The sequence below is a fragment of the Rhodococcus sp. (in: high G+C Gram-positive bacteria) genome (assembly GCF_049286785.1).
Classification (GTDB): domain Bacteria; phylum Actinomycetota; class Actinomycetes; order Mycobacteriales; family Mycobacteriaceae; genus Rhodococcus_F.
On sequence record NZ_JBAQEO010000610.1, the window covers coordinates 1 to 23,774 of the forward strand.

19 protein-coding genes and 3 pseudogenes are annotated in these 23,774 nt (G+C 68.4%); 13 read left to right on the forward strand and 9 right to left on the reverse strand.

Features of this window, described 5'->3' with window-relative positions; translation table 11 throughout:
- The coding region (locus WAW17_RS22210) for a Tn3 family transposase (protein ID WP_422335074.1) at nt 1-2,374 on the reverse strand (2,374 nt) is incomplete at its 3' end.
- Between the two features lie 57 nt (nt 2,375-2,431).
- On the opposite strand from WAW17_RS22210, the gene WAW17_RS22215 reads away from it, so the two are divergent.
- Entirely contained in the window at nt 2,432-2,920 is a 489-nt protein-coding gene (locus tag WAW17_RS22215) for a transposase (protein ID WP_422335090.1), read from the forward strand.
- 51 nt (nt 2,921-2,971) lie between these two features.
- Here the strand turns inward: WAW17_RS22215 and WAW17_RS22220 are convergent, their stop codons facing one another.
- From WAW17_RS22220 to WAW17_RS22240, 5 genes are all read right to left on the reverse strand, one after another.
- Nucleotides 2,972-4,528 carry an acyl-CoA synthetase gene (locus tag WAW17_RS22220; RefSeq protein ID WP_422335075.1) on the reverse strand — a complete coding sequence of 519 codons (1,557 nt, stop codon included), beginning with the start codon at nt 4,526-4,528 and terminating at the stop codon, nt 2,972-2,974.
- 25 nt (nt 4,529-4,553) lie between these two features.
- Nucleotides 4,554-5,708: an acyl-CoA dehydrogenase family protein gene (locus WAW17_RS22225; RefSeq protein WP_422335076.1), complete on the reverse strand. Its 1,155-nt coding sequence runs from the start codon at nt 5,706-5,708 to the stop codon at nt 4,554-4,556.
- 107 nt (nt 5,709-5,815) lie between these two features.
- Nucleotides 5,816-7,414 (reverse strand): long-chain-fatty-acid--CoA ligase, encoded by a 1,599-nt coding sequence (locus WAW17_RS22230; RefSeq protein WP_422335077.1) that lies wholly within the window; start codon nt 7,412-7,414, stop codon nt 5,816-5,818.
- A gap of 17 nt (nt 7,415-7,431) precedes the next feature.
- Nucleotides 7,432-7,863, reverse strand: a complete 432-nt coding sequence (locus WAW17_RS22235; RefSeq protein ID WP_422335078.1) for a Zn-ribbon domain-containing OB-fold protein — start codon at nt 7,861-7,863, stop codon at nt 7,432-7,434.
- Nucleotides 7,860-9,026, reverse strand: coding sequence for a thiolase family protein (locus WAW17_RS22240; protein WP_422335079.1), 1,167 nt, complete (start codon nt 9,024-9,026; stop codon nt 7,860-7,862). The genes WAW17_RS22235 and WAW17_RS22240 overlap by 4 nt, the downstream gene beginning before the upstream one ends.
- Before the next feature lie 46 nt (nt 9,027-9,072).
- On the opposite strand from WAW17_RS22240, the pseudogene WAW17_RS22245 reads away from it, so the two are divergent.
- From WAW17_RS22245 to WAW17_RS22265, 5 genes and pseudogenes are all read left to right on the forward strand, one after another.
- Nucleotides 9,073-9,579, forward strand: a pseudogene (locus WAW17_RS22245) (FAS1-like dehydratase domain-containing protein); the annotation flags it as partial.
- A gap of 45 nt (nt 9,580-9,624) precedes the next feature.
- Nucleotides 9,625-10,017, forward strand: coding sequence for a hypothetical protein (locus WAW17_RS22250; protein ID WP_422335091.1), 393 nt, complete (start codon nt 9,625-9,627; stop codon nt 10,015-10,017).
- Between the two features lie 19 nt (nt 10,018-10,036).
- Nucleotides 10,037-10,558: a PaaI family thioesterase gene (locus tag WAW17_RS22255; RefSeq protein ID WP_422335080.1), complete on the forward strand. Its 522-nt coding sequence runs from the start codon at nt 10,037-10,039 to the stop codon at nt 10,556-10,558.
- A gap of 7 nt (nt 10,559-10,565) precedes the next feature.
- The gene (locus WAW17_RS22260; protein ID WP_422335081.1) at nt 10,566-11,198 is read left to right on the forward strand and encodes a TetR/AcrR family transcriptional regulator; all 633 of its coding nucleotides are present in this window, start codon (nt 10,566-10,568) and stop codon (nt 11,196-11,198) included.
- Between the two features lie 46 nt (nt 11,199-11,244).
- Nucleotides 11,245-12,288 carry a BtrH N-terminal domain-containing protein gene (locus WAW17_RS22265; RefSeq protein ID WP_422335082.1) on the forward strand — a complete coding sequence of 348 codons (1,044 nt, stop codon included), beginning with the start codon at nt 11,245-11,247 and terminating at the stop codon, nt 12,286-12,288.
- A gap of 613 nt (nt 12,289-12,901) precedes the next feature.
- Here WAW17_RS22265 and WAW17_RS22270 read toward each other — a convergent pair.
- Nucleotides 12,902-13,441: an AMP-binding enzyme gene (locus WAW17_RS22270; RefSeq protein WP_422335092.1), complete on the reverse strand. Its 540-nt coding sequence runs from the start codon at nt 13,439-13,441 to the stop codon at nt 12,902-12,904.
- A gap of 42 nt (nt 13,442-13,483) precedes the next feature.
- A pseudogene (locus WAW17_RS22275) lies at nt 13,484-14,709 on the reverse strand (AMP-binding protein); the annotation flags it as partial.
- Nucleotides 14,710-14,808: 99 nt separating this feature from the next.
- Here WAW17_RS22275 and WAW17_RS22280 point away from each other — a divergent pair.
- From WAW17_RS22280 to WAW17_RS22310, 7 genes are read left to right on the forward strand one after another with little or no spacing between them, the layout of a single operon-like run.
- A complete protein-coding gene (locus WAW17_RS22280; RefSeq protein ID WP_422335083.1) occupies nt 14,809-16,407 on the forward strand; it encodes an acyl-CoA carboxylase subunit beta in 1,599 nt (532 codons plus the stop codon).
- A 10-nt stretch (nt 16,408-16,417) separates the two neighbouring features.
- On the forward strand, nt 16,418-18,400 hold the full coding sequence (locus WAW17_RS22285) for an acetyl/propionyl/methylcrotonyl-CoA carboxylase subunit alpha (protein ID WP_422335084.1): 1,983 nt from the start codon (nt 16,418-16,420) through the stop codon (nt 18,398-18,400).
- Nucleotides 18,397-19,161 (forward strand): enoyl-CoA hydratase/isomerase family protein, encoded by a 765-nt coding sequence (locus tag WAW17_RS22290; protein WP_422335085.1) that lies wholly within the window; start codon nt 18,397-18,399, stop codon nt 19,159-19,161. Before WAW17_RS22285 ends, WAW17_RS22290 begins: the two co-directional genes overlap by 4 nt.
- A complete protein-coding gene (locus WAW17_RS22295) occupies nt 19,161-19,961 on the forward strand; it encodes a TIGR03084 family metal-binding protein (protein WP_422335086.1) in 801 nt (266 codons plus the stop codon). The genes WAW17_RS22290 and WAW17_RS22295 overlap by 1 nt, the downstream gene beginning before the upstream one ends.
- The gene (locus tag WAW17_RS22300) at nt 19,958-21,718 is read left to right on the forward strand and encodes an acyclic terpene utilization AtuA family protein (protein ID WP_422335087.1); all 1,761 of its coding nucleotides are present in this window, start codon (nt 19,958-19,960) and stop codon (nt 21,716-21,718) included. The genes WAW17_RS22295 and WAW17_RS22300 overlap by 4 nt, the downstream gene beginning before the upstream one ends.
- A 55-nt stretch (nt 21,719-21,773) precedes the next feature.
- Nucleotides 21,774-22,007: a hypothetical protein gene (locus WAW17_RS22305; RefSeq protein ID WP_422335088.1), complete on the forward strand. Its 234-nt coding sequence runs from the start codon at nt 21,774-21,776 to the stop codon at nt 22,005-22,007.
- A complete protein-coding gene (locus WAW17_RS22310; RefSeq protein WP_422335089.1) occupies nt 22,004-22,624 on the forward strand; it encodes a TetR/AcrR family transcriptional regulator in 621 nt (206 codons plus the stop codon). The genes WAW17_RS22305 and WAW17_RS22310 overlap by 4 nt, the downstream gene beginning before the upstream one ends.
- Before the next feature lie 25 nt (nt 22,625-22,649).
- On the opposite strand, the pseudogene WAW17_RS22315 reads toward WAW17_RS22310, so the two are convergent.
- Nucleotides 22,650-23,507, reverse strand: a pseudogene (locus tag WAW17_RS22315) (AMP-binding protein); the annotation flags it as partial.
- Between the last annotated feature and the right edge of the window lie 267 nt (nt 23,508-23,774).

The following is a 23,774-nucleotide window of genomic DNA, read 5'->3' on the forward strand; positions in this document are numbered from 1 at the left end:
ATTTGATGCCGATCAGATGCAGCAGGCCGAACACGATGTCGGAGTATGAGCCGGTGTCGGTGATGATGGCTTCGGGCACTTTTCCGCCCCGTTGGAGCTGCACCACGTCGATGACGTTCAACGAATCGCGCGGCGTTCCGGACAGCACTTTGGCGGCCAGGCCCGCGGACTGGTCGTTGAGCATGTTCAACCAGGTGATGCCGCGTTTGCGGCCGAAGTACTTCGGGCTCGGTCTGGCGTGGATGCTGCGGACGGGAACCACGAACCGGATTCCGTCGATGGAGGCCAGCAGCCCACCGCCCCACACCTGCGCCAACCGGATCTCGGCCTGGGCTTCGACGAGCGCGGTGTTGGCCGCGGTCAATGTGTCCAGGCGCACGTAGTTCTGGTCGACGTGGTGGAGTCGATCGCGGGTCAGCGCGGGCACACCGGGGCTGGTCACCGGTTTGAATCCCACGTTCATCGCGTTCGCGCACAGGACTCCCGCGACCGACAACCCGAGATCGGCTACCCGGGCGTCGTTTCCGGAGGCGTGGGTGAACGCCTCGGTGAAACCGGGAACCCAGGACATGACCTCCAACACCAGCTCGGGTAGGTCGATCTCCGGCAGCATCGCCTCGACCCGTCGCCGCAGATCGACCAGCGACGGTGGGTCGGGCACCGCCTTGAGCGCGGCCAGATGCAGCTTGCCGTCCTCATCGACGGACGCGGGGCCGTCCCCACCCAACCTCGCCGCCACCTCCCGGTAGGCGGTGTCCAGGGCGGTCGCGTGGTCGGCGAGCAACGCTGTCGGCTCGGTCGGCAGGCTCAGCGCGTTCATGCCGGTCTCGCGGGCGCGTTCCCACGCCTCGCCCGTGAGCAGCTGGGCGCGGGGATCGCGCCAGCGCGTCGATGACGGGGCGAAGATGCTGCGGTGTTTGAGCTGGCGGTGGAACTGCTCCAGCAGGCACAGCGTGTAGGCGGCGCGGTCCACCGTTTCCGCCGGCCGTCCCTCCCGGTAGACCAACCTTTTCCATCCCCCGCCGATCAGGTCGTGGTCGACCTTGCGGGCATCGAGATAGCCGGCCGGCAGCTTCGATTTCGCCGTCATCAACTCGGCCAGCGTCTTCGTCGCCGCGAACACCGGCGCACCGTCGGCCGTCGCGCCGAACACGACCGTGCGCATCATCAACGGCAGGAACACGCGGACCGTGGCCAAGCGGCCCGCCAACTCCTCGAGGCGCTGCCCGTTCAGCTCCGCGTCATCGACGGGAACCAGTTCGTCGATGACCGCGACGGCGGCACGCAGTTCGCTCTTGGTGGCCGTGTTCTCGATCAGGTCCCACATCATGTCCAGGCTGAGGTCCGGTTTGACCTCGGTCATCTCCAGCAGCACCTTCACCGCCGCCGCGAGCTTGCCCGCGTAGCGGGAGACCCGCGGATACCGGCGCAGCTTTTCATCACGCGACTCGCGTTCGGCCTTCGACATCAAATCCGCGACCATCAGCAGGTCGAACAACTCGAGCACGTCGTCGGTCGCCCTGCCCGCCAGCACCTTCACCGTCGCCACCATCACCGCGAGCCGGTATTCGCGCGGGTCCAAGCGCCGCAGCAGAGGTGCCTTGCTCGACAACCCATAGGTGGCCAGCCCGATCACCCGACGCTGCGGAACCATCGACACATCCAAGTCATGGCCGCCGAGGGCGATCAGGTCCGCCAGTCGGTCGAGGGCGGCGACCATGCCCTTGGAGCTGGGCCGGAACACGCCCTTGCGTAGTCGTTCCAGTTCGCTGACACGACGTTTCACGTCCTCGGGCACGTCCAGCAGCGACAGCAGCGCCGACGACGTGTCGGCGCTGAGGTGGCCGGTTAGCTGGCCCCATAGCCTCTGGTCACCGGCCTGGCGACCGTCGGTGACCAGGCGCTCCAACGTTCGGGGACCGGGCAACAGCGCTTGGCGGGCCCGCAGCCACTCGACCGCCCCGGCGAACATCGCCTTCGGGCCGTCGCCGGTCATCCACGCCTGGTCCGCGACCCAGGCCGCGAGCTCCGACTCCACGTCGGCGTACGGGGTCAGGCCATACTTACGCTGGATCTCCCAGGCGTGTTCGAGTTTGGTCTTCTCCCGTTCGGTGTATTGCTTCACGCACGAGGAGTCCTCGATACCCAGCTGCTCGGCGAGGTAGTCGATCAGCTCGGGGGGCACGTCGAGCGGGTCGGCCAGGAACATGCCCAACTGGCGGACGGTCACGACCTGGAGCGCGAAGCCCAGCCGGTTATAGTCCCGACGCCGCGCCGCGATCAACCGCCGGTCCTCGTCGTCGAGATAGAAGAACCGTTCCAACTCAACGCGGGACAACGCCCCGAACCGGCCGTAGCCGCCCTCATCGGTCACCACGACATGAGATCACCTACAAGGCAACGCCGCTCGACGTTCAGCCCTTAGCGCCGGATCGGGCGGTCCTGTTCCTCGACCCCCAACACCTGCTCGATCTTCGTGTGGGCCGAACCCCTACGCGGTTGGCGCCGCGCCTACGCCGAGTCCACCCGCACCCGAATCGACTGGGCCCACGGCGTCGAACATCTCCTGAGCGTCGAGTACCCCGACGCGGACAAGGTCGTCCTGGTCATGGACAACCTCAACACCCACTCGATCGCCTCCCTCTATCAGGCATTCCCACCGCAGAAGGCCTACGCACTGGCCGGCAGGTTGGAGATCCACCACACCCCCAAGCACGGATCCTGGCTCAACATCGCCGAGATCGAGCTGTCCTGCCTGACCAAGCAATGCCTCGGCCGGCGCATCCCCGAACTCGAGGTCCTCAACGAGGAGCTCGCCGCCTGGGCCCGCGCCACGAACGCCGACGAGCGCCAAGTCGACTGGAGGTTCACCACCAGCAACGCCCGCATCAAACTCCGGCACCTATACCCAGCCCTTTAGAAGCGACGGCCTACTAGCGCCGCCAGTCGCTCGCGTGATCGACCTGGGGAACTACCTGAGCACGACTCCGCCTTCGACGCCGGTGAACTGACGGCGCAAGTCGCGCTTGAGCAGCTTGCCGGTCGCATTGCGCGGCAACTCGGTGACCACGTGCACCTCACGGGGGCACTTGAAGTGCGCCAGTCTGTCACGGCACCAGCCGATGAGATCGTCGGCAGTCGGCGCCACTACGGCGTCCGGGTCGACGACGACCACTGCGACGACCTGCTCACCCCACTTCGGGTCAGGGCCGCCGATGACCGCGGCGTCGATGACTCCGGGGTGGCGAAAGAGCACCTGTTCGACCTCGATCGGGTACACGTTCTCGCCACCGGAGATGATCATGTCCTTCTTGCGGTCGACGAGGGTGACGAAGCCCTCGGTATCCATCCGGCCGAGGTCGCCGGTGTGGAACCAACCGCCGCGAAACGCCTCGGCGGTTGCCGTCGGGTTCATCCAATAGCCCGCGAAGACGTTGGCGCCCCGCACAACGAGTTCACCGACCGTTTCGGGTGCGACGTCGCGGTCGTTGTCATCGACGATTCGAGCCTGGACATGCATGGCGACCCTGCCGATCGATCCGGACTTGGAACGCACGTGGCCGGCGTCGAGAATGCACACCAGTGGAGCGGTCTCGGTCATCCCGAAGCCTTCGGTGAACGGGATGCCGTGGTCTTGCAGGAATTCGATCATCGGCAGCGGGCATGGGGAACCACCTCCCATCGCCAGGCGCAACGCCGACAGGTCGAAGGAGTCGAAGTCGCGGACCTGCGTCACCGCCGTCCACATCGCCGGCACCATGAACTGCACCGTGACCCGATGGCGGACCATCGCCGCGAGCGTCGCTGCGGGATCGAACGCGGGCATGATCACGCTGGTACCGCCCACATAGAGCAGTGGCAGGGTGTGAACCCCGAGCCCGCCGATGTGAAACATCGGCGCGACCGCGAGCGTCACATCGGCCGAGTTCAGGCCGGTCTCGGTGCCCAGCACATTGATGGCGTTCCACAGCAGGTTGTCGTGCGTCAGCATCGCGCCCTTGGGACGCCCGGTGGTTCCCGACGTGTACATGATCATCGCCGTGTCGGTCGGTGAGACGTCCGCGCCGATTTCGGCTGTATCCCCAGATTCCAGCAACCGGTGGAAGTCGTGCTCACCCGTGGAGGCCTCGCCGTCGACCACGACTACCGATCGCACCCGCACGCCCGCCTCGGCCAGCGCGGCCCGACCGGCAGCCGAGAGCGCGCCGTGCAAGGCGAACACGTCAGCCCCCGAGTCAGCGAGGATGTAGCCGATCTCGGCGGCTGACAGCCGAACGTTGACCGGTACGAGGACCGCACCGAGTTTCGCGCAGGCGACGAGCAGTTGCACGAACTCCGCGCTGTTCAGAAGTAGGGCTGCAATCCGGTCACCCTTCCGGATGCCCAGTCCCATCAATGCCGACGCCAGTTGATTGGTGGCTTCGTCCAGTCCGGCGTAGGTGATCTCGCCATCGGCGGCGACCAGCGCGCACTTGTCGCCGTTGAGAAACGCACGCTTGCTGACCCAGCTCCCCAGTCCCTGATCCATCTGTGCTCCCACCGGCCCTTCGGCCTCAGTACGACTTCGGGAGGCCGAGGCTGTGCTGGGCGACGAAGTTGAGGATCATCTCGCGGCTTATCGGCGCGGTTCGCATCAGCCGCGCCGGACCCCAGAGTGTGGCCAGCCCATACTCGGTGGCCAGGCCGTTACCACCATGCGTCTGAATCGCCTGGTCCAGAGCGAGGATCCCGGCCTCGGCGCCTGCGTATTTGGCCATGTTCGCGGCCTCGCCGGCATCGCGGTCACCGGCGTCGTGCAGCAGCGCCGCACGCTGGGTCATCAGGCGAGCCAACTCGAGCTGGATCTTCGCGTGCGCGAGCGGATGGGCCACGCCCTGGTGCGCGCCGATCGGAACGTTCCAGACCGAGCGCTCCCTGGCGTACGCGGCGGCCTTGTCCAGTGCGTAGCGCCCGATGCCCGTTCCCAGTGCCGCGCCCATGATGCGTTCCGGGTTGAGCCCCTGGAACACCTGGCGCAGGCCGTCGTTCTCTTCGCCGACGAAGTTCTCGGCCGGAACCCGCACGTCATCGAAGAACAGCGTGAACTGCTTCTCCGGGGTCACCGCCTGCACCGAGATGAGTGACTTCTCCAGCCCCGGCGCGTCGGTCGGCACCACAACCAGGCTCAGCCGCCCCTTGCCCCGTTCGTCGGTGCCGGTGCGGGTGACGACCAGGACGTATTCGGCCTCGTCAACACCGGAGATGAAGTACTTGGTACCGCGGATGACCCAGTCGCCACCGTCGCGCCGCGCGGTCGTGGAGATGTTGTGCGAGTTGGAGCCGGCGTCGGGCTCGGTGATCGCGAAGGCCATGATCATCTCGCCCGACGCGAGGCGCGGCAGCCAGCGCGTCTTCTGCTCGGGTGTGCCGAACGACTGGATGATCGTGCCGCAGATCGCCGGCGAGACGACCGTCATCAGCAGCGGGCAGCCCGCTGCGGCGAGTTCCTCGCCGACCGCATGCAGTTCGTAGATGCCGCCGCCGCCGCCGCCGTACTCCTCGGCGATGTTGACTCCGATGAAGCCCAGCTTGCCGACGGCCTGCCACAACTCCGTGGTCTTCTCACCGGCCAGGGACTTCTCGAGGTAGTAGTCGTGGCCGAAGGACGCGCCGATCGCGGCTACCGCCTGGCGCAGAGCGCGTCGTTCCTCGGATTCCTGCAGTTCCATCGCTGATACTCCTTCTCCCGGCCGCACGGTGCGCCGGATATCGTGGTCTTCCGCGGGACGCTCGGCGGGTATTGGACTTGACGTCGGCCGGCGATGCGCTGAGGTGGTCACAGCCGGAAGTGCTCCTGGTGTTGCTGGCGCAGCACGTTCTTCTGGATCTTGCCGGTGGCGGTTCGGGGCAGGGCGTCGGTGAAGATGACGGCCTTTGGCACCTTGAACCCGGAGAGTCGGCTGCGGGCCGCGGTCAGCACGTCTTCCTCGGTCAGGTCGCTGCCCGGTTTGGGTGTGACGATCGCTGCGATCGCCTCGGACCACCGCTCGTGCGGCAGCCCGACGACCACGACCTCCTGGATGCGGGGCTCGGCCTCGTACAGCGCCTTCTCAACCTCGATCGAGGCGACGTTCTCCCCGCCGCTCTTGATCACGTCCTTCTTGCGGTCGGCGAACCACAGCAGGCCATCGGCGTCGAACCGGCCGACGTCGCCGGAGTGAAACCATCCGCCGGCGAAAGCCTCGGCCGTCGCTTCGGCATTGCGTAGGTAGCCCTCCATGGCATGCGGCCCGCGGTAGACGATCTCGCCCGTCTCGCCCTGAGGCAGCAGGTTGCCTGCGTCGTCCATGACCCCGACCTGGACGTTGGGCACAGGCAGGCCGACCGAGCCGGCGTGGGTGAGCTGGTACTCGGGCGGGAAGATCGTCGTGATCGGATTCATCTCGGTCTGCCCGAACCCGAGCGCGAAGTCGCACCCGAACACCTCCATCGCACGTTTCAGGTCGGTGTCGGGCATCGGCGCCATCGCGTAGAGCGCCAGCCGCAGGCTGGACAGGTCGCGCTTGGCGATGTCCGGGTGATCGAGCATGGCGCGGTACATCATCGGCAGCCCGAATACCTGGGTGACGCGTTCGCTCTCGATGATCTCGAGGAGTGCCGCGGGCTCGAATGCGCGCATCAGCACGACGGTGCCGCCCATGTACAGCAGCCCAGTCGTGAAGCCGTTGAGCTGGGCGGTGTGGAACAGCGGCATCATGACGGCCGAGCGGTCCTCGCCGTCCAGACGAAGTACGAGTGGTGCGGTGAGCGATTCGATGTAGACCGCGATGTGGCTACTCACCACGCCCTTGGGCGCCGACGTCGTTCCACTGGTGTACAGGTACGTGAGCGCGTCGCGGTCATCGACAAGGCAATCCGGCTCGGTATCGGCGGCCCCCGCAGTGAACTCGGCGAGCGTCTGCCAACGCGCCGAAGCCGACGGCTGCCACTCGACCACAGTCCCCGGCGCCACGATCACATCGCCGACTGGGGCACCCTCGAGACGGTCCAGTGCGGCCGCGACGAGTCCGGTGAGCTGGGTTTCCACGACGACACCGCGGGCTCGGGAGTGACCTATGACGTACGCAGTTTCGGCGGGTCCCCAAGCCAGGTTGACCGGAACACACACCACGCCCGTCTTGGCGCAAGCGAAGTAGGTCAGCAGGAACTCGACACTGTTGCCGCTGGCGAGCGCCAGCACGTCACCGCGCTGATAGCCGGCCCGCACCAGCGCGTGTGCCAGTCGGTTGACCTCGGCGTTGAGCTGTCGGTAGGTGAGTCGGCGCGCCCCGTCCACCACCGCCTCATGGTCGGGCCGTCGCCACGCGGTGCGGGTCAGCATGTCCCCGACATTGACCCGCCCGATCAGATTCTTGGCCAGGTTCTGCGCAGCCATATCGCGATCTCCTTGATTCACTCTGCCGCGGCCGGCACGAAACGCACCAGACCGAGCGCACCGACCCGTTCGAACGCGGCCTGCACAGGCAGCCCGGGCACGACGTCGGCGGGTTCGAGCTGCTCGACGGTGGAAAGCAGCTGTGGGCCCTCGTCCAACCGCACGATCACCACGGTGTACGGGACGCTGCGCGGCAGGTCGTCCCACGGCGGCCGGTGCACGGGGGCCGCGACCAGCACCGTGCCCCGTCCGCTGAGGTTCTCCCAGACCAGCGCGTCACTGTGGCAATGCGGGCAGTAGGGGCGCGGGTAGTGGAACAGCGCGCCGCACGAGGTGCAGCGTCGCACCGCAAGCCGGCCCTCGGCCGCCGCTTCGAAATGCCCGCGGTTGACCTCGTCGACCCGCGGGAGCACCGCGGGGTCGGCCAGACCGGTCAGATAGGTGGTCACGCAGCCTCCAGGATGACAGTGACGTGGCTGCACAGCATCGACCCGTAGGCATGCACGACCGCCAGGTCAGTACGGTCGACCTGGATGCCCGCTGCCCGACCGGTCATCTGCTGATATGCCTCGAGGACCCCGCAGATTCCCGAGGCAGTGCCGGAGTGGCCGAAGCGCAACAACCCGCCGTTGGTGTTCACCGGCAGTCGTCCACCCGGATGGGTGGACCCGTCCCGGTACAGGTCGACCGCCTTGCCCCGCTCGGCAATGCCCAACTCCTCGAGCAACATCAGCGGGTTCGAGCTGAACGCGTCGTACAACTGGGCGAGGTGCACATCCCTTGGCCGCACCCCTGCTTGAGCGAAAGCGGTGGCGCCCGAACGGATCGCGCCGGTACGCGACAGATCCGGCATCGACGTCACGAAACCGTGCGTGTGCCCCTCGCCCAGGCCCACCACGTGTACCGGCCGGTGCGGCAGCGACCGCGCCCGGTCCGGTGAGACCAGCACGAACGCGCCGCCACCCTCGCACGGGATGGAGCAGTCGAGGTACCCGAACGGGCCGGCGATGGGACGGGCAGCCAGCACATCCTCGACCGACAGGGCGCCGGCCGCCGCACCGATCGCAGTCGGATGCGATCGCGCCCAGTTCTGCTGGGCGACCACCGCCTCCGCCAGCACCTCGCGGGACTGGCCGGTGTCGTCCAGCCAAGCCTGTGCGATCAGCCCGTACAAAGTCGGGATCGACGGGGCGTACGGCAACTCGTAGTCAGGATGGCACGTCATGGCCATCAACTGGCGGCCCACGTCACGAATCGGCGGGAAGACCCCCGCCGACACGCACAACACCGCCGACGCCTGGCCGGCCTGGATCGCCCGGGTCGCTACACCGAGCATGGCCAGATGGCTGCCGCCACCGAGTTGCACGCCGAGTTGCAGTCGCAGATTGCCGAGACCAAGGCTGTCCTGGATCTCCTCGGAAAGGAAGGTGTGCTCGATCGACTCACCCATCATCGACCCCACCACGAGCAAGCCGTCGACGTCTGCCGGATCGAGCTCAGCGTCGCGCAATGCGTGGACCGCAGCCTGCAGATGCAGGTCGAGGAACGGCCGATCGAGACGGTCCGGGGCGATCTCGGCGAAGCCTGCGAGAGTGGCCAGCGGTGTCGGCATGGTGGAGAGGTTAGCAGCCGCTAGCATGATCTGCTAGTGTCGATTCATGTCGGACAGGGACGTGACCGGCCTCGGCCTCCGCTTCGGTACCAGCGAAGAGGGCCGCTCATGGTGCGGCCGGGTGTGGGAACGCCGGTACGCGGCGCTCGCCGTCAACCGCGCGATGATCCTGGACTTCTGCGCGCTGGTGGAGGACGCAAACCCTGCGTACTGGAACGGCGACGAGGCGCCCTGGGGCCTGCTCATGACGTGGTCGATGCCCCTGCCCTGGCACCCCACCGCCAAGCGGAGGCCGACCCTCGCAGCCCTCGAGGTCCCCCTGCCCGGCCACCACATCATCAACGTCTCGACCGACACCCGGTTCGAGCGCAAGGTACGGGTTGGCGAGATGGTTTCGTGGGTGGACGAGTTGCTCGATGTCAGCGAGCCCAAACGCACCAGGCTCGGCGAAGGGCACTTCATCACCACCCGCACGACCTACGCCGGAGACGGTGAGCAACCCGTGGCCATCAACACCAACGTCATCTTCCGCTACGACGTCACTGCCGACAGCCACTCCGGGGCGGGCGCCACGCACACGGCGGCAGGATCGGACGCGCTGCTTCCCGACCTCGCGGCCGGTGACGATCTGCCCCCGGTGACGCTGGACATCGACTATCGGCGCGTCGTTCACAACGCCGCCGCAACCTGGGACTGGTTCCCGGGCCACCACAATCCCGACTACGCCCGGTCCCAAGGGCAGCGCACGATCTACCTCTCCACGCTGTTCTACCACGGCCTCATCGACCGTGCGGTGACCGAATGGCTGGGCCAGGACGCAGTGATCTCCCGGCGCGAGATGCGCATGCAGCGGTCGATCTACGCCGGCCAGACCGCCACGGTGTGTGCTCGGCGCTCCGGCGAGGGTGCGACCGCGACGTTGTCCGGCAACGTCGTCGGCGACGACGGGCCCGCGGTGTCGTTCACCGTCGCAACGCGTGCAAGGCGTTAGCAGTGGCTAACATCGTGCCATGACTGATGATGTGACTGCTTCGCACGATACGGTCGGCGCGGGCGTCGGTGACAGGCTGTTCAGCCTGGAGTTCGGTAGGACGCTCTGCGTCGGGTGCCGCCCCGCCGGACGGTGCCGGTTCGGATTGTCGCTGCGCCGCGACGGCGACTCTGGGGTGGTCGGCACCGTCGAGTTCTCGCCCGAACACGAAGGGTCCGGCGGTGTCACCCATGGCGGTTCGGTGATGGGGGCCTTCGACGAGGCCTGCGGTGCGGTACCGATGAGCGTGGATGTCCTTGCCGTGACCGCCCGACTGGAGGTGGACTTCCTACGCCCGGTTCCGCTTGAACGTGAACTGCAGATCCGAGCTTGGCCACAGTCACGCGACGAGCGCGGGCACTGGATCATCCGTGCCGAGATCGCCCTGCCCGGAGCAACTGGACCCCTGTGCCGCGCCGAGGGCCGCTTCGTCGAGCGTGATCCCGAGACGCACTACCGACGCTTCCACCAGTGGTTGGACCAGCAACCCGGACAGGATTGATACCGGCATGACGCAACCGAAGGAGGCGACGCGGAGCTCGCTCGCCGACCGTGCGCCGTCGCCTCGCAAGGTCCAACTGCTGCACGTCGCCACCGAGTTGTTCGCCGCCAACGGCTACCACGCGGTGAGCACCGACGCCATCGGCCAGGCGGCCGGCATCTCCGGACCCGGCCTCTACCGGCACTTCGGCAGCAAGGCCGACCTGCTGCTCACGCTGTGCGAGACAGTGATGGACTCGCTGCTCGCCAACGCCCAGGCGATCATCGCGGACACCGGGTCCGGCGCCACGACGCTCGCGCGGTTGGTGGGCGCCCACCTCGAGTTCGCCATTCGGGAACGGTTGGCACTGGCCGTGTACTTCCGCGAGCAGCGAGAACTTCCAGCCCGGGAGTACCGAGCCCTGCGCAATCGCCAACGCGAGTACGAGAACCTCTGGTGCCAGGCCGTCGCGACACGCTGCGACCTCCCCGACGCCGACGTGCGCGCAACCGTCAAACTCCTGATCTCGATGCTCAACGGCACCATCTACATCAAGGACGCCATCGCCCGCGCGCGGCTGGCCGACCTCATGCAAGTCATGGCCGCAGGTGCGCTTCGGGGTGTGGGCGTCGCGATGCCCGACAACCTAGGCGCGCCCTGATGCCCAGCACTCACGGCTTGCCGCCGACCTACCCTTGGGAGCGTTCGTGACCCACGTGCTGATCGATCCGTACCCGCACCGGATGGCCGGGCACTGCGGCTCGGGAGCCCTTCGCGACCTGCTTGACTGGGCGGGACTGGGCTGGGGCGACCCGCCCAGTGAGGCGCTCGTCTTCGGTCTCGGCGGCGCCTTGTCCTTTCTGTACATGAGGATGCCGGGGCTGGAGCCTCCCGTCTATCTCGTCGGACGCAACGGCGAGATGGAACTCGACCTGTGCCGCCGGCTGGGCCTCGAGGCGGACCGCCGCCAGACTGACGATTCGGATGCGGGATGGCGTTGGGTGACCGACGAACTCGATCAAGGCCGCCCCGTCATGGTGTGGGCTGACATTGCCGAACTGCCCTACCTACGCGTTCGGTTGACGAACACGATGCACGACATCGTGGTGATCGGATACGACGACGATGCCGGCGTGGCGTTCGTGGTCGACAACGACCGCCCCGACGTCCAGCGCGTCCCGCTCGAAGCACTGGCCCGCGCCCGCTCGTCGCCCGGGTTCCCGGCGCCGAACCGCCACGCGACGTTCCCGATGCGGTTCCCGGCCGAGCTGCCTGATCTTCTCGGTTGCGCGAGATCGGCGGCCGGCGCCGCCGCCGGCTACCTCACCAGTGAGGATCGCCCACTGGTAGACCCCGCATCGTTGCCGGTGAACGCCGTCAGCGCGAGCATGATGGACGGGGTCAAGAGGTTCGCGTCGGACATCAGCGCATGGCCGGACACGCTCGGCCCGGACGGCACGGCTGCCGCCGTGCGCTCGCTACCGGTGTTCATCGAGAAGGCAGGCACCGGCGGTGGTCTGTTCCGTCGACTGCAGGCCGACTTCTGTCTCGAGGTCGCAGAACGGACCGGGGACGTCTCGTTCGCAAGGGCCGGCGAAGCCTACGCGCTCTGTGCAGATGAATGGTCGGGTCTGGGTCTGGTTGCAAAGGCCGACCAGCCGGACCTGACCCTGCTCGCCGCGACGGCCGATCGCCTCGTCCGCCTGGAAGCCGACGCGGTAGCTGCATTGCGCGACGCGGCACAGGAATGAGTCGCCCTGTTACGTGCCTCGGTCCGTAGCGGCCCGGCCGGCCGCTACGGACCTGTGCTGTTCAAGAACGCTGATCGCGGTGTGTTGATGGGTGTTCAGGCCGCTTGGTGGTATTCGTGGATGAGGTTGCGACACGAGGTCGCACGTTGCGAGCGAACTCGCTGATAGGAGGGCCGACGATGTCGGCTGCGTAGTTCTGGGTCCGTGCTCGTGGCCTGGCCCCGCCCTGACGTGCGTCTCTGGTAACGGAGGGGTTCGAAGCTCAGGGGAAAGCCTAAGGGTCCCCGTTCCAGCCGGGGGCTACGGGCGAGGGGCAGACCGGGCGGGTGAATCGCGTGAACCTCCGTTGATGCCTCGTGAAACGAAGCTCCGCTGCTGGGTTGTGGTCGTGGGGTGTAGGGACTGGCCGTTGGGAAGCGGCAGGCGCCGGGCAAGGAACTTTCTTGGTCGGGAGAGCACCGCCGTCCTCGGGTTAGAGGAGGCACCCACCCCGGTCGTATCTCGCGCGTGGGGAACGGCCACCCCGGTATAGCTGAGGCTGGTCGGGCTGCTCGCCGTCGGCACTGCGGCCGAGGTGTTGCTGGTGGTCTTGGACGGGTCCGGCGGTGCACCCCTACCGGTCGAGGACGCGCCGGTCGAGGTCGGGTTGGTCGTCGTGGCGGCAGAACTCCCGGGCAGGGCGGCAGACGGCAGACCGCCGGTGGCGGTGGCCACCTGACCTTCGGTCTTGAAGCTCAGCAGAGCCACGACACCGACGACGGTGCCGATGACGGAAAGGATGACGCGTGTCGACGAAGATCACGCCCTTGGGGGTCTCGTAGCCGGCCAGACGGTCACGGCACCACGCGATCAGTTCGACGGGGTCGACCGTGGCACCGTCCTCGAGAACCACGACGGCAGTGACGGCTTCACCCCAGCGTTCGTGCGGCAGCCCGACCACGACGGCCTTCGCCACGCCGGGGTGCTGGTTCAGCACCGATTCGACCCGCAGGCTCGACACGTTCTCGCCACCGGTCTTCACGATGTCCTTGTAGCGGTCGATCATGACCCGCAGGCCGTCGTCGTCGTATTTGCAGCTGTCGCCGGAGTGGAACCACCCGCCGCGCAGGGCCTCCGCGGTGGCCGCCGGGTCGCGGTAGTAGCCGGCCATCATCGACGGCGAGCGGTAGACGGCTTCTCCGGCGACGCCGGGCGTGCCGACGAGATCCTCGCCGAACGGGTCGACGACCGTCGAGGCGAGCAACGGGCTCGGGACACCGACGTAGTTGTCCTGCGGCGCGGTGGCGGCGTAGAGCTCGGGCCAGCGGTCGGGCCAGAAGCGGTGGCACGAGATCGATTCGGTCTGGCCGAAGATCTCGAACGCGGTGAGGCCCTCGCCGCAGTGGCCCTTCAGCGACGTGAGTACCGACGGCGGAAGCGCAGCCCAGCCGTAGACGACGACGCTCAGCGTGGTGGCGTCCAGCTCGGGTCGGGCATCGAGGAGCTTGTCGACGGTGCCGACCATCGCCGGCGACCCGGCCCACAGCGCGGTGACGCGTTCATCGGCGATCATCTCGACGAGCGCAACCGGGTCAGGACGTCGACACAGCACGATCGTGCCGCCGGACAGGAACGTGCTGAACGTGAAGATCTGGCTGCCAATGTGGTAGATCATCGGCAGGCCGATGCCCATCCGCAGGTCGGACTCGAACTGCAGGCCACGCGTCAGCGACAGCGCGAACCCGTAGGCGCACAGGTAGCTCGAGGTGTGAGAGATCATCACACCCTTGGGCATGGCGGTGGTGCCCGAGGTGAACAAGATCTCCCAGATGTCGTCGCCGCGGATCTCGACGTCGGGCTCCGTCGACGGCTGTCCGGTCTCGAACTCGGCGAAGCTCGCGCTGCCCGCGACCGCACCGCCGCCGAACGGGATGGTGATCGCAACCGGTACCCCGGCCGCGGCGAACGTCTTCTTCGCCCCCGGCCAGAGTTCGGCGTCGACGAGCGCGGCCGCGGGTGCGGTCAACGCCACCATGGACGCGATCATGTCCGGTGCCATCGCGGGTTGACCGATGCGCACACCAGGCCGGCCTTGGCGATGGCCAGCTTGCTCACGAAGGCCTCGACGGAGTTCTCGCAGAACAGCATGACGGCATCTCCGCGCGACAGGCCGCGCGCGAGCAGACCGTTGGCCACCCGGTTGGCCAGGGCGTCGGCGGTGCGATAGGTCAGCCGGGAGTACCGCGTGTCGGCGTAGGCCCCGTCCCGACCGACGATCGCGTCCTGGTCGGGAACACTCCACGTCAGCCGCTCGAGCAGGTCGCCGACGCTGGTGCGCTCCCACCTGCGCACCGCGCGACGGTGGTGCAGGCTCGTGACGTCGACAGGACAGGGCGGATCGGCAGACGACAGGTCGCCGTGTTGTGATCCAGGGTTCACCATCACGTCACCGTAGAATGACCGAGGTCACATGAGGAAGGTTGAATCCGCATTCGGGGTGCCTCCTTGACTTCGAAGTGAACCGTGGTTTACATTCAGCGCATGACGGTCCTGCGTTCCGCGGTCGACACCCGCACCGAGACCTACCTCGCCAACCGCACCGCTCAACTCGCTGCCATCGCCGCCCTGGACGAGCAACTCGAACTCGTGCGCGCCGGCGGTGGTGAGCGCTACGCCGAGCGCCACCGTTCCCGGGGCAAACTGCTCGTCCACGAACGCATCGAGTTGCTCGTCGACCGCGACTCCCCGGTGCTCGAACTGTCGTCGCTCGCCGCCTGGGGCACGCAGTTCACCGTCGGTGCTGCAGTGGTGACGGCAATCGGGGTGGTGTCGGGGGTCGAGTGCGTGCTCATCGCGCACGACCCGACCGTTCGCGGCGGCTCGATGAACCCGTACTCGCTGAAGAAGATCCTGCGCGCGCTCGAGATCGCACGGACGAACCGGCTGCCCGTGATCAACCTGGTCGAGTCCGGCGGCGCCGACCTGCCCACCCAGGGCGAGCTGTTCGTCCCGGCCGGCAAGATCTTCCATGACCTCAGCGAGCTCTCGGCCATGGGCATCACGACCATCGCGCTGGTCTTCGGAAACTCGACCGCCGGCGGTGCGTACGTCCCGGGCATGTGTGACTACTCGGTACTGGTCGACCAGGCGGCCAAGGTCTTCCTCGGCGGGCCGCCGCTGGTCAAGATGGCCACCGGCGAAGACGCCGACGACGAGTCCCTCGGCGGCGCCGACATGCACTCGCGCGTCTCCGGCGTCGCCGACCACTTCGCCGTCGACGAGCGGGACGCGATCAGGCTCGGCCGCGAGATCATCGCCGAAGTGCGCTGGACCAAGCTCGGCCCCGGCCCCATCCTGCCCGCCGATGAACCGCTCTACGACCCCGAGGAGCTGCTCGGGATCGCGTCCGGCGACTTCCGGGTGCCCTTCGACCCGCGCGACGTCCTCGCCCGCGTCGTCGACGGATCCCGCTTCGGTGAGTACAAACCACGCTACGGAACCAGCATCGTCACCGGATGGGCCTCCATCCACGGTTTTCCGGTGGGCGTCCTCGCCAACGCACGCGGCGTGCTGTTCAGCGACGAGGCGAAGAAGGCCAGTGAATTCATCCTGCTGGCCAACCAGAGCGACACCCCGCTGGTGTTCCTGCAGAACACCACCGGCTACATGGTCGGCAAGGAGTACGAGCAGGGCGGGATCATCAAGGACGGCGCGAAGATGATCAACGCCGTCACCAACTCCGACGTCCCGCACATCACGATGAATCTCGGCGCGTCCTTCGGCGCCGGCAACTACGGCATGTCTGGACGTGCCTATGACCCACGGTTCATGTTCGCCTGGGCCAACGCCAAACTGGCCGTGATGGGTGCGGCGCAGCTGGCCGGTGTGATGTCGATCGTCGGCAAGGAGTCGGCCGCCAGTCGCGGACGCGACTTCGACGTGGCCGCCGACGAGAAGAACCGGCAAGCCATCGAGGCCCAGATCGGGCGCGAATCGCACGCCTTCCACGTCTCGGCCAGGCTCTTCGACGACGGCGTGATCGATCCCCGCGACACCCGTACGGTGCTCGGGTTGTCCTTGTCCGCCGCCCATTCCGGGCCCGTCACGGGACGCCGCGGTTTCGGCGTCTTCCGGATGTGACCGCAGCGCCATGACCATCACCCGTCTGCTCGTCGCCAACCGCGGCGAGATCGCCGCGCGCGTGATCCGCACCGCCCGCGCGATGGACATCGCGACCGTCGCGGTCTTCTCCGATCCCGACGCCGACCTGCCCTTCGTGCGCGAGGCCGACGAGGCCGTGCACCTGCCCGGTTCCACGCCGGGCGAGACCTATTTGCGCGTGGACGCGATCCTGGCCGCAGCCGAGGCGACCGGTGCCGACGCCGTGCACCCCGGCTACGGCTTCCTGTCCGAGAACGCCGATTTCGCCCGCGCGTGCGCAGCTGCCGGACTGACCTTCGTCGGGCCGTCACCGGAGGCCATCGAGTCGATGGGCTCCAAGACGTCGGCCAAGAAGCTCATGGCCGACGCCGGGGTGCCCGTCCTGCCCGGCGCGGTCTTCTCCGGAGACGACGACCCCGCCGACGACAAGCTGATCGCGGCGGCCGAGGACGTCGGCTTCCCCGTCCTGGTCAAGGCCGCGTTCGGCGGGGGCGGACGCGGCATGCGGATCGTCCGTTCGCGCGACGAGGTCGTCGCCGAGGTGGCGTCGGCCCGGCGCGAGGCCGCGGCCGCGTTCGGCAACGGCACGGTGTTTCTCGAGCGCTTCGTCGACGCTCCCCGCCACATCGAGGTGCAGATCTTCGGCGACATCGAAGGAACCGTGGTGCACCTGTTCGAGCGCGAGTGCTCGATCCAGCGGCGTTTCCAGAAGATCATCGAGGAGGCGCCGTCGCCCGCGGTCGACGGGGCGCTGCGCGCGAAACTCTGCGACGCGGCGGTGGCCGCCGGCAAGGCGATCGGGTACGTCGGTGCCGGCACCGTCGAATTCGTCCTCGACTCGGCCGGTAACTTCTGGTTCCTCGAGGTGAACACCCGCTTGCAGGTGGAGCACCCGGTCACCGAGGCGATCACCGGCCTCGATCTGGTCGAGGTGCAGCTGCGAGTCGCCGCGGGCGAACCGCTCCCGCGCGAGGTCACCGAGGCCACGTTCCGGGGGCACGCCATCGAGGCCCGGCTCTACGCCGAGGACGTCCCGGCCGGCTGTCTGCCCGCGAGCGGTGCCATCGACACGTTCGAGATCCCGCCTGCGGACGGGTTGCGGATCGACGCAGGTTTCGAGTCCAAGACCACGGTGTCGACCTTCTACGACTCGATGCTGGCCAAGGTCATCGCGTTCGGCCCGACCCGCGATCATGCCCGGCGCACCCTCGCGACGGCCCTCGACCGCGCCACCCTGCACGGCGTGACCACCAACCGCGCGCTGCTGGTCGCGGTGTTGCGCGAGTCCGAGTTCACCAACGGCGACATCGACACCGGCTACCTCACCCGTCATTCTCCCGAACAGCTGCTCGCCGGGCCCGACGTCGTGCCCCTGCACGCGCTGGCCGCGGCGCTGGCCGCACAGGCCGGGCGCCGGTGCGAGGCCGCGGTGCTCACCACGCTGCCTTCGGGCTGGCGCAACAATCCGTCCGCGTCCCAGTCGGCCACGTGGACGATCGGCGACCGCACGATCGAGACGAGGTACCGGGTCACCCGTTCGGGCCTCACGGCGACGGTCGACGGCGTCGACCTGCCGTCGGTGCGGCTGTGGTCGGCGTCGCCGACGTTGGTGGATCTCGAGGTGGATGGCCGTCGCCGGCGCATCCGGGTCACCCGACACGAAGCCGTCGTCCACGTCGACGCCGCGGGCGGGCACACCACGCTCACCGAGGACGAACGATTCCCCGACCCCGCTGCGGCCGCCGCGGCCGGATCGCTGCTTGCTCCCATGCCCGGCACGGTCGCCCGCGTCGAGGTCGCGGTCGGTGACGTCGTCGCGGCCGGTACCCGCATCGTCGCCATCGAGGCCATGAAGATGGAGCACACCATCGCCGCGCCGGGCCCCGGCACGATGGTCGAACTACACGTCGCTGCCGGCGACCAGGTCGAGACCGGCATGGTGCTGGCCGTGCTCGAGGAGGTTGACGCATGACCGATGTCGTCCGCTACGAACTGGTCAACGGCATCGCCTGGCTGACCATCGATCGTCCCGAAGCCCGTAACGCGCTGTCGGCAGCCGTCCGCGAGGGACTCTTCGCCGGTGTACGCACCTTCGAAGCCGACGACCGTGCTCGCGTGCTGGTGCTCACCGGCGCGGGCGACACGGCGTTCTGCGCCGGTGGCGATCTCAAGGAAATGGCCGATTCCGCACTGACGGTCCCGCCCCCCGACTTCGCACCCCAGTTCGGGCGCAACATCGAGGTCACCAAGCCGACGATCGCGGCCGTCAACGGCGTCGCCTACGCCGGCGGCTTCCTGCTCGCCCAGAACTGCGACCTCGTGGTCGCGGCATCGACGGCGAAGTTCGCCGTTACCGAGGTCAAGATCGGGCGCGGCTCACCATGGGCTGCGCCGCTGTCGTGGCTGGTGCCGCCTCGTGTCGCCATGGAAATCCTGCTCACCGGCGATCCGCTGACCGCGCAGCGCGCGTACGAGGTCGGGCTCGTCAACCACGTCGTCGACCCGAAGGACCTCGTGCCCCACGTGCAGGACCTCGCCGAACGCATCGCGGCCAACGCCCCGCTGTCGGTCGCCGCGGCCAAGCGCACCGCGTACCTGTCACGCGAGTCGTCGATGGCCGACGCCCTGGAAAAGGCGGAGAAGATCTGGGAGCCGGTCTACCACAGTGCCGACGCCCAGGAGGGCCCTGCCGCGTTCCGCGACAAGCGTGCGCCGGTCTGGACGGGCCGCTGATGCCCGCCGACCTCACCCCCCTGCTCGACGACCTCGCCGCCGAGACCGCGGACCTCGACGCGATCCTCGCGCCGCTGACCGACGAACAATGGCGACTGGCGACGCCTGCGCAGGGATGGAGCATCGCCGACCAGGTCAGTCATCTCGCCCACTTCGACGAGGCGGCCCTGCTCGCGGCGACCGACCCCGACCGTTTTCGTCGCGAGGCGGCCGAACTGGTCAAGGGCGGCTTCGACTTCCCCGACCGCGTCGCCGCCGCGCACCGCCACCGCGAGGGCTCCGATCTGCTGGCGTGGTTCCGCACCGCACGTCACGACATGCTTACGGGCTTCGCCGAAGTCGACCCCGAGGTCCGATTGCCGTGGTACGGACCCGACATGGCCCCTGCCTCGTCGCTGACCGCACGATTGATGGAGACGTGGGCGCACGGTCAGGACGTCGTCGACGCACTCGGCGTGCAGCGCCCGGCGACGCCGCGCCTCAAGCACATCGCTCACCTCGGTACCCGGACGTTCGGGTTCGTCTTCGGCCTGCACGGCCGCCCGGTACCCGAGACCCCCGTCCGGGTGGAGCTCGACGCTCCCGACGGCAGCACCTGGCAATGGGGCCCGGACGACGCCGTCGACCGCGTCACCGGCCCCGCGCTGGACTTCTGCCTGCTCGTCACCCAGCGCCGACACCGGGTCGACCTCGCCCTCACCGCGGTCGGTGAGACCGCCACCGAGTGGCTGACGATCGCGCAGGCCTTCGCCGGCGCGCCCGGTCCGGGCCGGCCGCCGCTGCGGGACACCGCCTCGTGACCCGCCCCGTCCTCATCGGCAACGCGTCCGGCTTCTACGGCGACCGCGACGCGGCTTCGCGCGAGATGGTCGAGGGCGGGCCGATCGACGTCCTCACCGGCGACTACCTGGCCGAGCTGACGATGCTCATCCTGTGGAAGGCGCGGCAGAAGGACGACTCGGCCGGCTACGCCCGGTCAGTGCTCGGCCAGCTGGAGCAGGTGCTCGGCACCTGCCTCGATCGCGGCATCAAGATCGTCAACAACGCCGGCGGCCTGAACCCGGCCGGGTTGGCCGAGAAGTTCACGCAACTCGCCGAGCGGCTCGGGCTGCACCCGAAGATCGCCTACGTCTCGGGTGACGACCTGCTGCCGACGCTCGGTGAGCTGCAGGCCGCCGGTCACGATCTCGCGAACCTCGACACCGGCGAGACGCTGGCCGCGTCCGGCGCTACGCCCGTCACCGCGAACGCCTACCTCGGCGGGTGGGGCATCGCGGCCGCTCTCGGGGCCGGTGCCGACATCGTCGTCTGTCCCCGCGTCACCGACGCGTCGCTGGTGGTCGGCCCTGCCGCCTGGTGGCACGGTTGGGCGCGCGACGCGTTCGACGAGCTGGCCGGTGCGGTCGCGGCCGGTCACGTCATCGAATGCGGGCCGCAGGCCTGCGGCGGCAACTACTCGTTCCTGGCCGAGATCACCGACCGCCGCTACCCGGGCTTCCCGATCGCCGAGGTCGCCGCGGACGGCTCGTCGGTGATCACCAAGCACCCCGGTACGGGTGGCCTGGTGTCGGTCGGCACCGTCACCGCGCAGCTGCTCTACGAGATCGCCCAGCCGGCGTACGCCAACCCGGACGTGATCACTCACTTCGACACCGCCCGGCTCGAGCAGACCGGCCCCGACCGGGTGACGATCAGCGGCACGCGGGGCAGCCCGCCGCCGGACACCACGAAGGTTGCGATCAACTTCGCAGGGGGCTTCCGCAACACGATGACGCTCGTCCTCACCGGTCTGGACATCGCCGAGAAGGCCGCATGGGCCGAGAAGCTTGCGTTCGACATCCTCGGCGGCAAAGAGCAGTTCGCCGACGTCGACGTTCAACTGTTGCGCTTCGACACGGCGGACGCCGCCGTCAACGCCGAGGCCACCGCGCACCTGCGCATCACCGTGAAGGACGACGACCCGAAGAAGGTCGGACGCCGGTTCTCCGGCGCCGTGCTCGAACTCGCGTTGGCCGGTTTCGCCGGTTTTCACACCACCACGCCGCCGTCACCGGAATCGGCCTACGGCGTCTACTGGCCGGCCCTTGTGCCGAACGCGGCCGTGCACCACCGGGCCGTCCTGCTCGACGGCGCGACGGTCGACGTCGAGCACACGCCGACCGGTCCCCGCCGACACGACACGGCCGAGTCCGTGGCCGGCGCGCCGGCCGAGGAGGCGACCGAACGCGTCCCGCTGGGTGCGGTCTGCGGTGCGCGCTCCGGCGACAAGGGCGGCAACGCCAACGTCGGGCTGTGGGCTCGTGACGACGAGACGTGGACATGGCTGCGCACGTTCCTCACCGTCGACACGTTCCGCACCCTGCTGCCCGAAGCCGGCGGCTTGGATGTGCAGCGCTACGAGCTGGCCAACCTGCGCGCGCTGAACTTCGTCGTCGTCGGGTTGCTCGGCGAGGGCGTGGCCAGCTCGACGCGTCCCGATCCACAGGCCAAGGGCCTCGGTGAGTACCTGCGCTCACGCATGGTCGACGTTCCGGCCCGGCTCGTACACTGGAGGTAGTCATGGGCTTCTCGATCGCCACCGACCACCGGCGCCGGGCCGAGCGGTCCGCGACATGACGTGGTCCTCCGGTCGCGCCGCCCTCGTCGAGCACGAGACGGTTTTCGGAGTCCGTCGCACGGCCCGGCCGGAAGCCCGCGCGGTCGTCCTGATGGCTGCCGCGCTCGAGCCGTGCGGCCCCCCGGGGCCGCGGCGCGTGCCTCGCGCCGCGGGAATCGCCCCGGACGATCACCGGACCGCCGACCGCGCGGCTGGTTCACAGGCTGTGCGCGATCGGGTGAGCAGATGACCGACGCCGTCCCCGAACGGGTCGCCGATCTCGGCCCGCGAGAGCGGCGGCGCGATCCTGCCCGCAAGGAACGGATCCTGCGGGCCGCCGCCGAACTCATCGGCAGGCGCGGCTACCACTCGGTGTCCTTGGCCGAGATCGGGTCGGCGGCCGGCATCGTCGGATCCGGGATCTACCGCCACTTCGTCAACAAGGCGTCGGTCCTGGTCGCGCTGTTCGACCAGGTGATCAACACCCTGTCCGAGAACGCGAGCGCTGCGGTCGACTCGACCGATGACCCGCGGCGCGCGCTCGACCTGCTCGTCGCCGGCCACGTCGAGTTCGCGCTGGCGCATCGGCAGCTGCTGCAGGTCTATCACCAGGACATCCGCAACCTGCCCGACGAGGACCGCGTACGGCTCTCACGCAAACAGCGGCTCTACCTGGAGGAATGGGTGCACGTGCTCACGTCGTCCCGGCCGGGGCTGAACGACACCGAGGCGCGGCAGCTGGTGCACGCGGCGATTGGCGCGATCCACTCGGTGCTGTTCTACTCCAGCGGCCTCGACGACGAACGGGTCGTCGAGTTGCTGACGGCGTGCGCGTGGTCGTGTCTCGCCGCCGAGACGGGCACGTGAGCGGTGCTCGCCCGCCCGAGGTCAGCTATGTCGGACCCCGCAGCTCGTATTCGCCGGCGGCGTACCGCGAGCGGATCAGCTTCTTGTCGTACTTGCCGACGCTGGTGCGCGGCACGTCGTCGACGAAGGTCCACCGCTCGGGCAGCCACCACTTGGCGACCTTGCCGTCCAGGAAGGCGCAGAGTTCGGCGGGTGTCACCTCGGCCCCGGACTTGACGACCACTGCCGCCAGCGGGCGTTCCTGCCACTTGTCGTCCGGGACCCCGACCACGACGGCCTCCACGACGCTGGGGTGCGCGATGAGGATGTTCTCCAGTTCGACCGAGGAGATCCATTCCCCGCCGGACTTGATGACGTCCTTGGCTCGGTCGGTCAGGGTCATGAAGCCGCGACCGTCGATCCGGCCGACGTCGCCGGTACGCAGCCAGCCCTGATCGAACTTGTCGGGATCGTCGTCACGGAAGTAGGACCCGGTGATCCACGGCCCGCGGACCTGGATCTCGCCGACCGCTGTGTTGTCGTGGGGCACGGGCCGGTCGTCGTCGTCGTGGATGCGCAGCTGCACGCCGCAGACCGCCCTGCCCTGCGTGGCCCGCAACGCCCACTGCTCGGATTCGTCGGCGCCGGCGGGCGGGCGGGCGACGGTGGCCAGCGGAGAGGTCTCGGTCATCCCCCACGCCTGCAGGATCGGCACGCCGTACTTGTCTTCGAAATCGCGCATCAACGAAACCGGAACGGCCGAGCCGCCGCAGGCGACCAGCCGTAGCGAGGAGATGTCCCGGTCGGGCTCGGTCTCGAGCAGTTGCGAGACCGAGGTGCGTCTGACCAAATGCACCAGTTCGGGGTCGTAATACCCAACCACTGGCGGGCTGTCATGGATGATCCTTTCGTAGCTCGCGGTTGGTGGCAAGGCGCTGTTGTCGGGCGGCGGTCAGGCCGGCTCGGCGTGGGGCTCTGATGGCTTTGCCGCGTCCGTGGTGTTCGTCGTCGGGGGTGACGTAGCCGATGCCCTCGTGCAGCCTCATGGTGTTGGGGGTCGAGGAACAGGACCGCCCGATCCGGCGCTAAGGGCTGAACGTCGAGCGGCGTTGCCTTGTAGGTGATCTCATGTCGTGGTGACCGATGAGGGCGGCTACGGCCGGTTCGGGGC

Bases quoted from the DNA above. Each gene is read 5' to 3' on its own strand.
- WAW17_RS22290 (WP_422335085.1), top strand. From the start codon at position 18,397: ATGACCGATGTCGTCCGCTACGAACTGGTCAACGGCATCGCCTGGCTG.
- WAW17_RS22260 (WP_422335081.1), top strand. From the start codon at position 10,566: ATGACGCAACCGAAGGAGGCGACGCGGAGCTCGCTCGCCGACCGTGCG.
- WAW17_RS22230 (WP_422335077.1), bottom strand. From the start codon at position 7,414: ATGGCTGCGCAGAACCTGGCCAAGAATCTGATCGGGCGGGTCAATGTC.
- WAW17_RS22270 (WP_422335092.1), bottom strand. From the start codon at position 13,441: ATGATGGCCGGCTACTACCGCGACCCGGCGGCCACCGCGGAGGCCCTG.
- WAW17_RS22220 (WP_422335075.1), bottom strand. From the start codon at position 4,528: ATGGATCAGGGACTGGGGAGCTGGGTCAGCAAGCGTGCGTTTCTCAAC.
- WAW17_RS22285 (WP_422335084.1), top strand. From the start codon at position 16,418: ATGACCATCACCCGTCTGCTCGTCGCCAACCGCGGCGAGATCGCCGCG.
- WAW17_RS22305 (WP_422335088.1), top strand. From the start codon at position 21,774: ATGACGTGGTCCTCCGGTCGCGCCGCCCTCGTCGAGCACGAGACGGTT.
- WAW17_RS22225 (WP_422335076.1), bottom strand. From the start codon at position 5,708: ATGGAACTGCAGGAATCCGAGGAACGACGCGCTCTGCGCCAGGCGGTA.
- WAW17_RS22240 (WP_422335079.1), bottom strand. From the start codon at position 9,026: ATGCCGACACCGCTGGCCACTCTCGCAGGCTTCGCCGAGATCGCCCCG.
- WAW17_RS22255 (WP_422335080.1), top strand. From the start codon at position 10,037: ATGACTGATGATGTGACTGCTTCGCACGATACGGTCGGCGCGGGCGTC.
- WAW17_RS22310 (WP_422335089.1), top strand. From the start codon at position 22,004: ATGACCGACGCCGTCCCCGAACGGGTCGCCGATCTCGGCCCGCGAGAG.
- WAW17_RS22280 (WP_422335083.1), top strand. From the start codon at position 14,809: ATGACGGTCCTGCGTTCCGCGGTCGACACCCGCACCGAGACCTACCTC.
- WAW17_RS22295 (WP_422335086.1), top strand. From the start codon at position 19,161: ATGCCCGCCGACCTCACCCCCCTGCTCGACGACCTCGCCGCCGAGACC.